At 39.6% G+C, this 15618-nt stretch carries 13 protein-coding genes; 1 reads left to right on the top strand and 12 read right to left on the bottom strand.

Features of this window, described 5'->3' with window-relative positions:
• Positions 1-2 precede the first annotated feature (2 nt).
• The 11 genes from IGL98_RS02325 to IGL98_RS02275 all read right to left on the bottom strand — a co-directional run bounded on the left by IGL98_RS02325 (position 3) and on the right by IGL98_RS02275 (position 11544).
• On the bottom strand, positions 3-821 hold the full coding sequence (locus IGL98_RS02325; protein WP_206911552.1) for a purine-nucleoside phosphorylase: 819 nt from the start codon (positions 819-821) through the stop codon (positions 3-5).
• 10 nt (positions 822-831) lie between these two features.
• Positions 832-1998: a phosphopentomutase gene (gene deoB / locus IGL98_RS02320; protein ID WP_206841225.1), complete on the bottom strand. Its 1167-nt coding sequence runs from the start codon at positions 1996-1998 to the stop codon at positions 832-834.
• A gap of 93 nt (positions 1999-2091) precedes the next feature.
• A complete protein-coding gene (locus IGL98_RS02315; protein ID WP_206841227.1) occupies positions 2092-3054 on the bottom strand; it encodes an ABC transporter permease in 963 nt (320 codons plus the stop codon).
• Entirely contained in the window at positions 3054-4187 is a 1134-nt protein-coding gene (locus IGL98_RS02310) for an ABC transporter permease (RefSeq protein ID WP_206841229.1), read from the bottom strand. Before IGL98_RS02310 ends, IGL98_RS02315 begins: the two co-directional genes overlap by 1 nt.
• Positions 4180-5745, bottom strand: a complete 1566-nt coding sequence (locus IGL98_RS02305; protein ID WP_206911551.1) for an ATP-binding cassette domain-containing protein — start codon at positions 5743-5745, stop codon at positions 4180-4182. Before IGL98_RS02305 ends, IGL98_RS02310 begins: the two co-directional genes overlap by 8 nt.
• Before the next feature lie 180 nt (positions 5746-5925).
• On the bottom strand, positions 5926-7023 hold the full coding sequence (locus tag IGL98_RS02300) for a BMP family lipoprotein (RefSeq protein ID WP_206911550.1): 1098 nt from the start codon (positions 7021-7023) through the stop codon (positions 5926-5928).
• A gap of 326 nt (positions 7024-7349) precedes the next feature.
• Entirely contained in the window at positions 7350-7745 is a 396-nt protein-coding gene (locus IGL98_RS02295; RefSeq protein WP_206841234.1) for a cytidine deaminase, read from the bottom strand.
• A 24-nt stretch (positions 7746-7769) separates the two neighbouring features.
• Complete coding sequence (gene deoC / locus IGL98_RS02290) at positions 7770-8432, bottom strand: deoxyribose-phosphate aldolase (protein WP_206912645.1); 663 nt, start codon at positions 8430-8432, stop codon at positions 7770-7772.
• A gap of 18 nt (positions 8433-8450) precedes the next feature.
• Positions 8451-9752 (bottom strand): pyrimidine-nucleoside phosphorylase, encoded by a 1302-nt coding sequence (locus IGL98_RS02285; RefSeq protein ID WP_206912643.1) that lies wholly within the window; start codon positions 9750-9752, stop codon positions 8451-8453.
• A gap of 137 nt (positions 9753-9889) precedes the next feature.
• Positions 9890-10903: a LacI family DNA-binding transcriptional regulator gene (locus tag IGL98_RS02280; RefSeq protein ID WP_206841244.1), complete on the bottom strand. Its 1014-nt coding sequence runs from the start codon at positions 10901-10903 to the stop codon at positions 9890-9892.
• Between the two features lie 155 nt (positions 10904-11058).
• Entirely contained in the window at positions 11059-11544 is a 486-nt protein-coding gene (locus IGL98_RS02275) for an AmiS/UreI family transporter (RefSeq protein WP_206841246.1), read from the bottom strand.
• Between the two features lie 193 nt (positions 11545-11737).
• On the opposite strand from IGL98_RS02275, the gene add reads away from it, so the two are divergent.
• Entirely contained in the window at positions 11738-12745 is a 1008-nt protein-coding gene (add, locus tag IGL98_RS02270) for an adenosine deaminase (protein WP_206841248.1), read from the top strand.
• A gap of 80 nt (positions 12746-12825) precedes the next feature.
• Here the strand turns inward: add and IGL98_RS02265 are convergent, their stop codons facing one another.
• Positions 12826-15576: an endo-beta-N-acetylglucosaminidase gene (locus IGL98_RS02265; protein ID WP_206912628.1), complete on the bottom strand. Its 2751-nt coding sequence runs from the start codon at positions 15574-15576 to the stop codon at positions 12826-12828.
• Positions 15577-15618 lie beyond the last annotated feature (42 nt).

The following is a 15618-nucleotide window of genomic DNA, read 5'->3' as shown; positions in this document are numbered from 1 at the left end:
TTTTATAGTTCTGCTAATGTCGCTTTGATCAATTCTTTAAATTGAGATTTAACACGCTCTGTCGTTTCTACAACTTCTGCATGGTTTAAACTACTTTGCATACCAGCAGCTAAGTTTGTGATACATGAAATCCCTAAGACTTTCAATCCACTATGTGCTGCAACGATGACTTCGGATACTGTCGACATCCCAACTGCATCAGCCCCCATCACACGAGACATCCGGATTTCTGCTGGTGTTTCATAAGTTGGTCCGGAATACCCCATATATACGCCTTCTTGCAATGGTACGTTTTGTTCTTTCGCTACTTTTTTAGCAATTTCAAAGTAAGCTGGTGTATAGGCATGACTCATATCAGGGAAACGTGGTCCCATAGCTTCATCATTTTCCCCAATCAATGGATTATCTCCAGTAAAGTTGATATGATCCGTGATCAACATCAAATTCCCTGGTGTGAAGTTTTCGTTTACGCCGCCCGCAGCATTGGTTACTACGATTGAATGAGCACCCGTTGCCGCCATCACACGAACTGGATACGTCACTTTTTGCATTGAATGACCTTCATAATAATGGAAACGTCCTTGCATCGCTAATACTTTTTTCCCAGAAAGTGTACCATAAACTAACTTACCAGCATGTCCAACAACCGTCGAAACTGCAAAATGAGGCACTTCTGAAAAAGGGATGGCAATGGCATCTTCTACTTCGTCTGCCAACTCACCTAAACCAGAACCTAAAATCAAGCCAAAATCAACTTCTCCAACGCCTTTTTCTTTTAAAAATGCCGTTGTCTCTTTTAACATCTCACTTAGTTTTGTCATCGTTTCTCTCCTATACCAGTTTATTTAAAAAGCTTTCGCCATTTTCTGTTTTTGGAACAGCAAAGTTTTCAGCCACAGTTGCCGAAATATCAGCATAATGACCTTGCGGCAAGCTACCTTGTCCATTCATTTTTTTACTGTAAACTAATAATGGAACGTACTCTCTTGTGTGATCTGTTCCAGGGAAAGTCGGATCATTCCCGTGGTCAGCTGTAATCATCAGCAGATCATCTTCTTCCATTAAATCAATGATTTCTGGAAGTCTCAAATCAAAGGCTTCGATCGCATGAGCATAACCAACTACATCACGACGGTGACCATATAATGCATCAAAATCAACTAAGTTAGTAAAACTTAATCCTTCAAAATCACGTTTCATCACCTTAAGTAGTTGATCGACACCATCCATATTGCTTTTCGTACGAACAGAATCTGTAATGCCTTGACCATTGAAAATATCATTGATTTTTCCAACAGCGATCACTTCTTTGCCGTTGTCTTTCAATGAATCAAGCACTGTATGACCAAATGGATCTAATGCGTAATCATGACGGTTGCTTGTTCGAGTAAAGTTCCCCGGTTCGCCAACATATGGACGAGCAATGATACGGCCGATCATATACGGTTCATCTTTGGTAATATCACGAACGTACTGACAAATACGGTATAATTCGTCCAACGGAATAATTTCTTCGTGTGCTGCGATCTGTAATACTGGGTCAGCGGATGTATAAACGATCAAATCGCCTGTTTCTATTTGATGTTTGCCGTAATCGTCTAGAACTGTTGTCCCACTATAGGGTTTGTTACAAACAATTTTACGTCCTGAAAATTCTTCGATTTGTTTTAATAATTCGTCTGGAAATCCGTTTGGAAATACTCGGAAAGGTTTTTGAATATTCAAGCCCATGATTTCCCAGTGTCCTGTCATCGTGTCTTTTCCTACCGAAATTTCTTCTAGTTTTGTTGCATAGCCTTTATGATCTGCTACTGCTTCGACATTATGAAGAGGGGCAATCGTTCCTAGACCTAGATTTTCTAAATTAGGAATCGTCAAACCTGCTTCTTTGGCAATATGACCCAATGTGTCACTGCCTACATCGCCAAATTTTTCAGCATCTGGCGCTTCCCCGATTCCGACTGAATCCATAACTATTAAATGCACACGTTTAAACATAACCATCCTTCTTTCTTATTTTTACTTACTATTGATAAAAAGGGCATGACTTCAGAAATTGTCCCATAGCCCCGCCCTTTTATACTACTCTATTTATTTAGATTTGATATAATTTTTTCCAATTGCTTTTGGTCCAGAGGCTTTTCCTAAGAAAACAACCAACACAATAATGGTCAAAACATACGGCGCTGCTTGTAAATAAACAGCTGGTATTGATGAAATTACTGGTAAATTTGATCCAGCAATACTGATATTTTGAGCGAAACCGAAGAATAAAGCAGCTCCCATTGCACCTAACGGATTCCATTTACCAAAAATCATCGCTGCCATTGAAATAAATCCTTGTCCAGCAATTGTTGTGACCGCAAAACGACCAGCGATCGTTTGAGCAAAGACTGCACCACCGATGCCGCCTAAAAAGCCTGAAATCAAAACACCTGCATAACGCATAACATACACATTGATTCCAAGTGTATCTGCTGCCTGTGGATTTTCACCTACTGAACGAAGGCGTAACCCGAAACGCGTTTTGAACAATACAAACCAAGAAAGAACGGCAACTAGAATCGCCACAAACGCTGGCAAAGTTGTTTGTTTGAAGAATAAATCACCTAAAATCGGAATATCCTTCAATATTGGAAATGAAAAGTAACCAAAGGATTCTGTGATCGTATCTGTTTGGCCTTTTCCATAAATTACTTTAATCAAGAAAATCCCTAAAGCTGGCGCCATCAAATTGACCACGGTTCCGCTGATGATATGATCTGCTCTTAAATTGATCGTTGCAACTGCATGAAGCAGTGAGAACAGCATCCCAACCACACCACCGACCAAACAAGCAAGCCAAGGTGTTGCCGCACCAAAGGTTTCAGCAAAAGTTAAATTAAATACAACCGAACTAAAGGCCCCCATCACCATGATCCCTTCAAGTCCTACGTTTACAATACCACTGCGTTCGGAAAAAGTCCCACCCAAAGCCGTGAAAACTAAAGGAGTAGAATAAACCAAAGTTTGTGTAATAATCGGCGCCAATACAGCGATTAATGCAATATCCATTAGATTTTTCCTCCTTCTTGACTTGTCGGATCTGATTTTCCAACCAATTCTTCCACAATCGCTACTTCTTTTTTACTACCTGAAGCTTTTGCTAATAAGAAGCGAATTAAATAGCTGATTGCAACAAAGAAAATGATTGCCGCAATTACGACATCCACTAGTTCGATTGGAACACCAGCACGAAGCGGCATTCCTTGACCACCCAGCTTCAGCACACTGAAGAGGATCGCCGATAAAAATATCCCGACCGAACTTCCTGCTCCCAGTAAGGAGATAGCCATTCCGTCAAACCCGATACTCAATGAAGAACCTTGAACAAAGAAGTTGCCAAATGTTCCTAAACCTAGAACAACGCCACCCAGACCAGCTAATGTTCCAGAAATCACCATTGACATCACGATTGTTCGTTTACTGCTCATCCCAGCATATTCTGAAGCGAATGGATTCAATCCGACTGAACGAATCTCGTAGCCCAATGTTGTCTTCTTCATAAGGAACCAAATTAAAACTAAGAAAATAAGTGCCATAAAAATACCAATATTCAAACGTGAACCGCTACTCAATTCTTTCAAGAAGCCTGTACGCAAACTGGCATTTTCACCAATTACTTTTGTAACACCCTTGTTGGTCATAAAATCTTTCGACATTACATTATTAACAATGTGAGTACTAGTATAAAGAAAAACATAATTCAGCATGATCGTAACGATTACTTCACTTGTACCAAAGAAAGCGCGCAACAACCCTGGAATAGCCGCAGCCATTGCTCCAGCTAATGCACCTGCCAAAACAGCCAAGGGTAAAACGACCATCCGTGGGGCATCGGGCATCGAAAGTGCTACCCAAATACTTGTTACCCAGCCACATAATGCTTGGCCTGAAAGTCCAATATTAAAGAAACCAGCTGAATTTGCTACCGCAAATCCTAATGCAGTAAAAATCAATGGTCCTGCTGTTACAAAAATTTCCCCGATACTTTTTGGACTTTGAAATGCAGTCTTAAGCATCGCTTGGTATCCAGCAATCGGATCTTGACCTGAAATCAACATAATAATTGCACCGAGAATAAATCCCATCAATACTGATAAAATAGGAACTAAAATATTCCGTATTCTTTCTGATCGATTATTCAACTGCCTCACCCGCCTTTTGACTTAATTCAGCTCTAGCTTCTTCTAATGAATAACCAGCCATTAATAATCCTAATTCGTTTTCACTTGTTTCTTTTGGATCAACGATTCCGACGATTTTTCCTGCATGAATAACTGCAATACGGTCAGAAACATTTAAAATCTCATCTAATTCAAAACTAACAACCAATACCGCTTTATCTTTATCTCGTTGTTCAATCAAACGTTTATGGATATATTCAATCGCTCCAACATCCAATCCACGAGTCGGTTGAGAGACGATCAACAAATCAGGGTTACGATCGATTTCTCGCGCAATGATTGCTTTTTGCTGATTTCCTCCTGATAATGCTTTAACAGGAACCAATTCATTTACTGTTCGAACATCGTATTCTTCAATTAATCTGCGAGCATACGAGTTGATTTGATTATAATTCAAAACGCCTGTATTGCTTAATGGTTTTTTATAGTAGGTTTGTAATGCAATATTTTCAGCTAATGTCATATCCAAAATCAAGCCATATTTATGACGGTCTTCCGGCACATGTCCAACACCTGCTTCTGTAATCACACGAGGTTGTTTGTTCGTAATCGCCGTTCCTCTTAATTCAACTGAGCCGCTTTCTACTTTACGTAATCCAGTTAGCGCTTGAATCAATTCTGTTTGTCCATTCCCATCAATCCCAGCAATCCCCACTACTTCACCAGCTCGTACATCTAAGCTAAGGCTTTTGACCGCTTCTAAGCCACGACTTTCTTTAACGACCAAATCTTTGATCGAAAGAACGACTTCTTTAGGTTCTGCTGCTTTCTTTTCTGTTTTAAATGATACAGAACGTCCTACCATCATATCTGCTAATTGTTGTGAAGAAACATCTTTAACTTTGACTGTATCAATACTTTGACCACGGCGAATAACTGTACAACGGTCTGCTACTTTTTTGATTTCGTCTAATTTATGTGTAATCAAGATGATCGATTTGCCTTCTTGAACAAGTCCACGCATGATTTCCATCAATTCATCGATTTCTTGAGGAGTCAAAACAGCTGTTGGCTCATCGAAAATCAAGACATCGGCTCCGCGATACAACGTTTTCAAAATTTCTACTCGTTGTTGTGCGCCTACAGAGATATCCCGAATATAAGCACTCGGATCTACGGACAAACCATATTGTTCAGAAACCCGTTTGATCTCAGCCGTTGCTTTTTTACGATCCAATACACCAGCATTCGTCGGTTCGCTACCTAGAATGATGTTTTCTGTTACAGTAAATGCATCGACCAGCATAAAATGTTGATGCACCATCCCAATTCCTAAACGATTCGCTACAGTTGGTCCATTGATCGTTACCTTTGAACCATTCATAAAGATTTCACCCGATGTTGGTTCTAATAAACCAGATAGAATATTCATCAAGGTCGATTTCCCTGCACCATTTTCTCCAAGCAATGCATGGATTTCTCCAGGCCGGACAGTTAAGTTGATATTATCATTAGCCTTAAATGTTCCAAACTGCTTAGTGATATTGCGCATCTCAATTACATAGTTTTCCTGAGCCACATTTTTCACTTCCTAACAATTTAATCACTTGCATCATCTATTAATACGGTACTTCTTAAAAATAAAGTAGCTTTTAGGCACTTAAAGAAAGAAAATGAATAAATATATGATTCGTTTTCCTTCTTTAAATACTTAAGAAAATCTTAGCGCTGCTACTACCACAGCGCTAAGCAGAAGCATTTATTCTTTTACATCTTTTGGTACTTCTGGAACAGTAATTTTTTCAGCGATGATTTCTTCTTTCGCTGCATCAACAGCTTTTTGTGCTTCTTCTGACAAGTAGCCTTTTGTCAAATCAACACCGCCGTCTTTCAAACCGTAAACTAAGTGTTCGCCACCAGGGAATTTATCTTCTAATGCACGATTAGAGATATCTTGTACTGCAGCACCTACACCTTTAAGCGTTGACGTTAAAGTGAAGTTATCTTCTTTGCCGTCTTTCGTTTTGTATTTACCTTCTTTATCTTGGTCACTATCTACACCAATAACCCAAACTTTGTCTTTTGAACCCGTTTCGTTCAAGTCTTTTGCTTCTTGGAAGACTCCTTGGCCTGTACCGCCTGAAGCGTGGAAAATGATATCTGCGCCTTTTTGGTACATAGAGGCAGCTAATGCTTTCCCTTTAGCAGGATCTCCAAATGAAGCAGCATATTCGATTTCAACTTTGATGTCTTTGTCCAATTTTTTCGCTGTATCGATTACACCTTGATGGAAACCAGCTTCAAAACGGTCGATAACTGCGCCTTCTTCACCGCCGATAAATCCTACAGTGTTTGTTTTTGTTGTATATGCTGCTGCTACACCAGCTAAGTATGATGCTTCTTGATCTTTAAATGTTGCAGATACTACATTGTCTTTTCCTTCGATGACACTATCGATGATACCAAATTGTGTATCTGGATTTGCATCGGCTGCAGTACCGATAGAATCCGCTAATAGATAGCCAATGCCAAAGACTGTTTTAAATCCATTAGAAACGGCTGTATCAATATTTGTTACGTATTCTGAAGCATCGTTTGATTGAATGTAATCAAATCCATCTGCTCCTTTTTTCAAATCATGTTCTTTACCCCAAGCTTGTAAACCTTCCCAAGCTGATTGGTTGAACGAGCGGTCATCTACCCCGCCAATATCAGTAACGATAACAACGCTATGATCTGCGTCCCCACCTGCTGATTTTCCATCTGTTGAATCTTTTTTACCCCCGCCACATGCCGCTAACGCAAGTGTTAATGCTAGTGCAGTCAAGCCAAAACCAAATAATTTTGCTTTTTTCATCTCTGTAAAGCCCCCTAAAATAGTTTTATATTTTCAACAGCCGGATGACTGAATGAAACAAGATAATAATGAAACAACTCTCTCTTCGTTCGCCTTGTACTTTTCAACATCAAATCACTTTGTTCTTTGTGTTTCTAAGCAATAATGAAACAACTCTCTCTTCGTTCGCCTTGTACTTTTCAACATCAAATCACTTTGTTCTTTGTGTTTCTAAGCAATAATGAAACAACTCTCTCTTCGTTTGTCTTGTACTTTTCAACATCAAATCACTTTGTTCTTTGTGTTTCTAAGCAATTAAGAAGAGGTTTGATTCGTGTAGCTAGATCTCATAAATCTTTTTCTGTAAATGCATATGGCAATAATTCGCCGACAGTCATTTCTTTAGTTACACCATGTTCACCGACTAATGTAACCGGCATTTCAGGCGCAAAAAATTCAGCCATCACTTGGCGGCATGCACCGCACGGAGAGATCGGCTCAGGTGTATTTCCTGCAATCACTATATGTTGAAACTCGCGTTCACCTTCTGAAACAGCCTTGAAAATCGCTGTTCGTTCGGCACAATTTGTCAATCCGTATGAAGCATTTTCGATATTGACGCCTTGATAAGTTTGTCCTTCTTTGGTAACGAGACAAGCCCCCACTGGAAAATGAGAGTAAGGTACGTATGCTTTTGTTAATGCATCCTCTGCAATAGCTAGCCATTCTTGTTTTGCTGTCATTTGTCCGCCACTTTCTTCTTTAGATTAATAACCTGCTCCGGTAGCGCCTTCCATGATTGCAACACCAGCACTTGTTCCAATACGTGTAGCACCAGCTTCTATCATAGCAACTGCCTCTGCTTCATTATGGATACCACCAGAAGCTTTTACCCCCATATCTGGTCCTACTGTTTCACGCATCAGTTTAACATCGGCTACAGTTGCTCCACCTGTTGAAAAGCCAGTTGATGTTTTGACGAAATCTGCACCTGCTTCTTTAGCAAGTTCACAAACCTTGACCTTTTCTTCATCTGTAAGTAAAGCTGTCTCGATGATTACTTTAACTAAGGCTTTCCCTTTTGCTGCATCAACAACCGCTTGAATATCTTTTAAAACTTTTTTGTACTGCTTAGACTTCAACGCACCGACATTAATAACCATGTCGACTTCTGTCGCACCATTATTGATGGCATCTGTCGCTTCATAGGCCTTCACTTCTGATGTGTTGGCTCCTAAAGGAAAACCAATTACCGTACAAACATCAACAGAAGTTCCTGCCAAGTGTTCTTTTGCTAAGGCAACCCAGCATGGATTGATACAAACTGAGAAGAATTCATATTTTTTCGCTTCTTCAACAATTCGTAAAACGTCCTCTTCTTTCGCATCTGCTTTTAAAATAGTGTGGTCAATCATTTGATTTACTTCCATTATTTTTTTACACATCCTTTATGCTGTTATTATATCATGAATCAGCTCAGGTTCAGTTCCAGAACTGCCGATTTCGATATTTTTATATAAAAGTTCTTTTACCTTCTCAATTGATTCTTTATTTGAATAAATAGTCAGTAATGACTCACCTGTCTCAACAGGCATACCAACTTTTTTATGGAGCTTGATCCCAACTGCATGGTCGACTGAATCTTCTTTCGTTTCCCGTCCTGCACCTAAAAGCATCGCTGCAATACCAATTTCATTTGCAACGATTTTTCGCACAATTCCTGATGACTGCGCTGGTAATTCTATTTGATATTTGGCCGTTAATAAACGATCAGGATGATCGATGATACTATCATCTCCACCTTGATTACGGATCATCTCACGGAATTTATCCAGTGCTTTACCTGATTCTAGCGCCTCTTTTAGCATTGCACGCGCTTCGTCTAATGTGTCAGCTTTTTTAGCTAAAACAACCATCTGGCTACCTAAGATATAGCACATTTCCATCAAATCTTCCGGCCCTTTGCCTTGAAGTGTTTCAATTGCTTCAACAACTTCTAAGCTATTGCCGATCGCTTCACCTAGCGGTTGCGACATATCTGAGATTACTGCCATCGTCTGACGATTTGCTAAGCGTCCGATCCGAACCATTGTTTCAGCTAAGCGGCGTGCTTCAGCAATGTTTTTCATAAAAGCACCCTCGCCCGTTGTAACATCCAACACGATCGCATCAGCACCAGATGCAATTTTTTTACTCATGATAGAACTTGCAATCAACGGAATCGAATTAACTGTTGCAGTAACATCACGCAATGCATATAGTTTTTTATCAGCTGGGGCTAAATCACCTGATTGACCAACGACCGCTACATGGCTTTCATTTACCAAACGAATAAATTCTTCATCTGGTATCTCTACATGAAATCCAGGAATCGCTTCTAACTTATCCAACGTACCACCGGTATACCCAAGTCCTCTGCCGGACATTTTAGCAACACTCACACCCACACTTGCAACAAGTGGTGCTAAAATCAACGTCGTTGTATCACCAACGCCCCCAGTGGAATGTTTATCTACTTTGATCCCTTGAATCGACGAAAGATCAATCATTTCGCCTGAATTTGCCATAGCCAATGTCAAGGTCGTAATTTCTTCATCCGTCATATCTTTGTAAAAAACAGTCATTAAAAATGCGCTCATCTGATAATCCGGAATATCCCCTTTGGTATAGCCGGAAACAATGAATTGAATTTCTGCATCTGTTAAGACCTGTCCATCACGTTTTTTCTCGATCAAATCTACCATTCTCATGCTTTTTTCCTCCGAATCAATCCCCAAGGATGTATTATACACTAAAATCATTCAGGTTAAAACCTTTTAGTAAAACAGTTTACTAACGCTTACATAAAATGAAAACGCTTGTAAAACGAACATTAAATCGAAACACACTAATTGTCAATCGATTTCGTGCTATTTCTTAAAATAAATGTTGTATCAAAAATTTTATTCGGTATTTTTTTCTCTGGATGATTGATTGCCTCCACTAAAAATTGTGCCGCATAAAAGCCAATATCAAAGCTAGGTTGATAAACCGTCGTTAAACCTGGCACCAAATATTCCGAAATTTCCAACCCGTCGAATCCAATAATAGAAATATCATCCGGAATCTTCTTACCATATTCTTCAATCGCCTGATAAGCCCCCATCGCCATTTCGTCATTCCCGCAAAAGATAGCTGTAATTCTGGAATTCTTCAATACATTTTTAGCTGCTAGATAACCGCCACCTAAATTCAAATCTCCACTACTCATGTACTCGTCTCTGACTGGGATTCCATGATCTTTTAGTGCATGTTGATAAGCGGTCACTCTTTCAGTCAGTTGATAATAACCATCATTTTCTTTCAGCATCGCGATATGCCTATGACCTTGTTCAATCAATGAATTCACCGCCTGGTAAGCGCCCTCATATTCTTTCACGATCAAGCGACCACTTTCTCTTGGATTGATGCCGCGATCGACGAGAATCGCAGGAACTTTCCGTTTGCTTTTATTACGCAAAATGTGATTAGCAGGTAAAATATTAGGTGTTGCAAAAATAATCCCGTCAACTGAGCGATGAACCAGTTCTGTAACGTACTGTGCCGCTTTATCTTCATCATGCTTGGAATTACATAATAAAATCATATAGCCTAACGAATTTAGATATGTTTCGACACCTTCGATCACTTTAGCAAAGAAAAAATCGGTCACATCAGGTACGACCATACCAATCGTTTTCGAATGTCGGGTAATGATGTTCGATGCAAAATAATCCGGTTTATAATCATATTCTTCTACTACAGATAAGACTTTGTTTCTCGTTTTTTCGCTGAAGCGGCTACCTTTGTTATTGATGATTTGAGATACGGTCGTCACCGAGACACCCGCCATATCCGCAATTTCTTTAATGGTCAATTTCATACTTCATTCTCCCTTCGTTGACAAGACCTACCAACCATGTCAACGTTTTCAAATTACTTTTTGAATGATTCTAGTTTATCAGAATTTGATAAAATAAAATAGCTTAACCAAGAAATACTCAGCTAACTGTTTCGTTTCCCCTCTTTTCCTGATTTTTACCAATTATTAGTTAGCATTAAAAGGCCTGGAATCCAACAAGTAACGATTCCTTCAAAAATCGCAAAATACAATACAGGTTTACCGATTTCCTTTTTCAAGACGTATTCAATGAATCCTGTCAGCCATAAAATCCCCCAAGATAACCAAATCAGAGCAAATCGCCAATCACCATCCACTGTGTAGGAAATATACGCTGCCGGAATCGTATTCACCGCAACAAACAAAGCAAATATCCCGTAAATCCGCATGTCCAGACCAAAGACATAAATCACCCCAACCATTAAATAGGTAAACGCGAATAAATAGCCTGTTCCTGCATCATAATAAGCACCTCTAATTAGGTAAATCGTATTAATGATAAAAGACAAACTTCCTGTAAATAAGTTGATCAAGCCTGTTGATTTTTTATCCACTCCAACTAAACCGCAATAGCCATTACTGATCAGCGTGATCGCCACAAATAATAATCCTACTCCTAACAAAAAAATCCCTCCAATAAGTAATCCAAAAAGATCGTTTTCTACTGGACTATTTTACTTTAAAATGTATGAAAAAACCACTCTCCTTTCAAAGCGCCTCTTCCACTTATTGACAGAGCCACCTCAGCGTGTTAAAGTCGTCAAAATACATATCGAACAAGAGTAATCGTTCTACAAGAAAAGAGAGGATGATATCGTGAAACGTGAGCATGTCAAAAAACTACCAAAAATAGAGTTGCACTGTCATTTAGACGGCTCTATCCGTCCAGAAACATTACGAAAAATCGCAGAGCCTCAAGGTATTTCACTGCCAGCAGATAACGAACAATTAAAAAATCTACTAGTAGCACCTGTCGATTGCCAAAATTTAAATGATTATTTAGAACGTTTTGATTTAGTTTTGTCTTGCTTGCAAACAGAAGCAGCTTTAAAAGCCGCTGCGTTTGACATTATCAGTCAAGCAGCTGAAGAAAATATTCGCTATATCGAAGTTCGTTTTGCGCCCTCTCTCCACACTGAAAAAGGACTTTCTTTACCTAAAATCGTAACAGCCGTTTTAGCTGGTCTCGAATATGGGCAACAAGAATTTGACGTAAAAAGCAATGCGCTCTTATGCGGCATGCGCCATGAAGAGTTAGCAGATATCGAAAAAATCGTTTATTTGGCTGAACATTTCAAAACAGACGGTATTGCTGGATTCGATCTTGCAGGAAATGAAATTGATTTCCCCCCCTATACTTTTGAAGAAACACTGGGGCTTGTCAACCAATTGAATATCCCATTGACTCTTCACGCAGGCGAATGCGGGTGTGGAAAAAACGTTGCCGACGCAATTCATTTAGGTGCTAAACGAATCGGACATGGTATCGCTGTAAAGGACACACCAGAATATTTTTCCTTATTACAGGATAAAAATATCTTGATCGAAATGTGTCCAACCAGCAATTTTCAAACAAAGACGGTCACTAAATTAACAGACTATCCTTTTAAAGCATTTCTTGACGCTGGTATTCAAGTTTGTGTCAACACAGATAATCGCACAGTATCAGATACAACGTTAACCGATGAATATATGAAACTCCATGAATGGTACGGCATTACATATGCTGATATGGAACAATTGAATCATAATGCGGTTAATGGAGCTTTTATTTGTGAAAGTGAGAAACAAATTCTTCATGATCAACTAACGAACAATTATTAGTTGAATGACCGCTAAAAAAGGCAGAATGGATCTTTAATTTCGATCCACTCTGCCTTTTTTTGTTCAGCTCAACTTCATACTTACGGTTTGATGATTCCAATTTGATTAACGCCAATAATCTGCCAATCATAAATTCTTGCTGTTTTTCCATTTTGCTCTGCTTTTTCCAGAGAAAGTTTGACATATCTCGCTTCAACCAGCCCAATCGCATCTTTACTGCTATTAGCTGTGTTCCCTCGATGCTGAACAACGGTTGTCCAGTCATTGCCATCATTACTCACAGAAATATCATAGTCTCTAGTATTCCATTCTGGACTTTCACCACCTGCCCCAGCGTGGAAAAGCTCAAAACCCGAAATTGTTTTCAGTGCTCCAAGATCCGCGATCATCCACGGTTTTTCACTACCATTATCGCACCATTTTGTATTTAAATTCCCATCCAGAGCGAAACGATAACTTTCACGGTCATTGGTATACCCAGAACCTTGAGTAGCGGTTGTCGTTGGTAAGGTAGAAAGATTTTCTATTTTGATTCCTGCATTTTGATCATAAACATGGAGATAGTTTTCTTTAATAAACTCCGTTTCGCCTGTCGCATTTGCCGCAATTGCTTTTACCGTGTATATGCCTGCTTTAGCAAAAGATAGAGACACTTCCTTGCCTGATGCACTTTCAGGTGTTGCGCCAACTACTTCCCAACCGACTGTCTCTGTCGATTTTGAAACATCCGCTGATAAAGTAATCGTTTCGCCCACTGAAATCAATGTGTTACTGGCATTGATCGTTATCTCAGGTTTTTTCAATGCTTCAAACGTATAAACGGCTGCGGCACCTTTTTGTTGTTCTTCACGACCATAATGATCGACTGGAATCACTTGATACGTCGCAGTATCTCCTGTTCGTTCTTGATTTAATAATGTGTACGACGTGTTAGCCGTCTCTCCTTCAAACTGTAGCTGACCATCGACCTCTCGATAAATGCGATAAGATGCAGTATTCTTGCCTTTTGTCTCCCAACGCATCCGAATGCTTTCAGTCAAATCATCAACAATTGTTTTTCCTGAAAAAGTAAGATTACTGATTGCACTAACCGGAGTAGCATTTTCTTTGCCCATTCTTAATTGACCTAAATAAATTGAAGCCACTTCTGTTTGGGCATTTTTTATATTCAAGCCAACTGTTGTGATTGTTTGGCAAGCTGCTGGTTTTAACGAATACGTCGTTTGTACCCAACCATTTTCTAGAGGATGTTGCGTCCCTTGAATGGTCAGCGGTTGTTCTTTTCCTTTTAGCTCTAAAACTAATGAGGTTTCGTCTGCTCCTTTGGTTACAACAGTTACTGTATCTGACGCAGTCACTTTTACTTGAGCAGCATATAACTTGATAAAGGTTTGTTTGTCCGCTGTCATCTGACCTGTTAGCTTGATCGAAGAACCGCCATTAAAAGCATCTTCATAGCTGATCGCAGCTTTCAATTGGTTCTCTTCATCATTATCAATGACCCAGCGATAGGTTGGCATAACATCTTGAATACTACGGTTGTTAAAGGTTCCTTCCTTAACTTTTGTACCGTTTTTATAAATAGCATCCCCATTTCCCACGTTAAAATTCGTTAGAAACGGTAAACTTGTTACTGGTGTTTTTTCTACGTAATAGCGAGAGACTCCTTGCCATTCATTTTTCGGACTTTCCACAGCGCGAGGATCTCCTTGCGGGTTTATCCAGAGTAGCTTTTCATTTTCCCAATAACGATCAATATCATATTGTCCACCATCTCTTAACGTCCAATCGGGACAATAAAGTCCTAAAGAAACGAGAGGAGTGCCATCAGTTCCTAGAATACTGCTTGGTTTGCGTCTACTATTTACACCATTAGCCTGCACATCGATTCCAGCAAAAAGCTCGTATGGATCACGTTTTAATTGAGTTGCTTTTTCTCTGGACGAAACAAGTCCTTGCCAACGGAAATCAATAAACATCTTATCTGAAACACGCTTCTTACCTTCTTGGAAATACCCTTGGTTCGTGTCATTCAGCGCTCCTTGCCAAGCTACATTGCCGCTTGGAATCATAGAGTCATACCAAATAACCTGCTGATTTTTTGGTTTGCGAGCTTGTAAATAGAGCATAAACTCTTTCATAGCGCTGGCTGTCTGTTCATTGACATTGGTTTCTTGATTGATAAACCAGCCATCAAATCCATAGGTTGAAGACATTTCCAACAGCTTATCCGCCATCGGAAAATTACCTTTCCGGTCTTTTCGCACAAATTGTTCTCCCCATTCACTCTTGCCACCATAAGCTTCCGGCGGGAAAAATACCGTTCCAACTACAGGCACGCCATTTCTGTGCGCCGAATCGGTCACATCTCCACTTGGCGGAACAATGATTCCTTCGCCAGAAGAACCTGCCCACGCAACCAACGTGTCAACATATTGCCAATTTGTAAAATTATATACGGCTTTATCCGTTCCACCTTGAGATGGCGTTCCTTTTGTATGCTGGTTTACAATTGCGATTGATAATACTTTTGCTTCGGTACTTTGATCAATATTCATTTTCTTTCCTTGTACTCGTGTACTTAAAGGAACTTTGGAAACATTAAAGGGTGCATCTGGATCACTTTTGGGATTCCAATTCAATAATGTTTCAGGAAATAAGGCCGTAGATTCTGGTACTTGATCAAACAGCGGAATGCCACTATCCTTATTGATTCCTGATTCATATGACTCTGCGTAAACATTTGGCGCAAACAACAGATTTGCTCCAAACGTAAGAGCAAGCACGGTAGCTGAGTAGCAAAACACACTTTTCCAAGTTTTTCTTTTCAATGAATGAACCTCCTTTGATCATTTGCCTAAAATTCTAGCATT

The sequence above is a fragment of the Enterococcus sp. DIV0840 genome (genome assembly GCF_050527835.1).
Taxonomy (GTDB): Bacteria; Bacillota; Bacilli; order Lactobacillales; family Enterococcaceae; genus Enterococcus_L; species Enterococcus_L ureasiticus.
The sequence above is the reverse complement of the archived record's forward strand: the minus strand, read 5'-3'. Positions and strand labels throughout refer to the sequence as shown.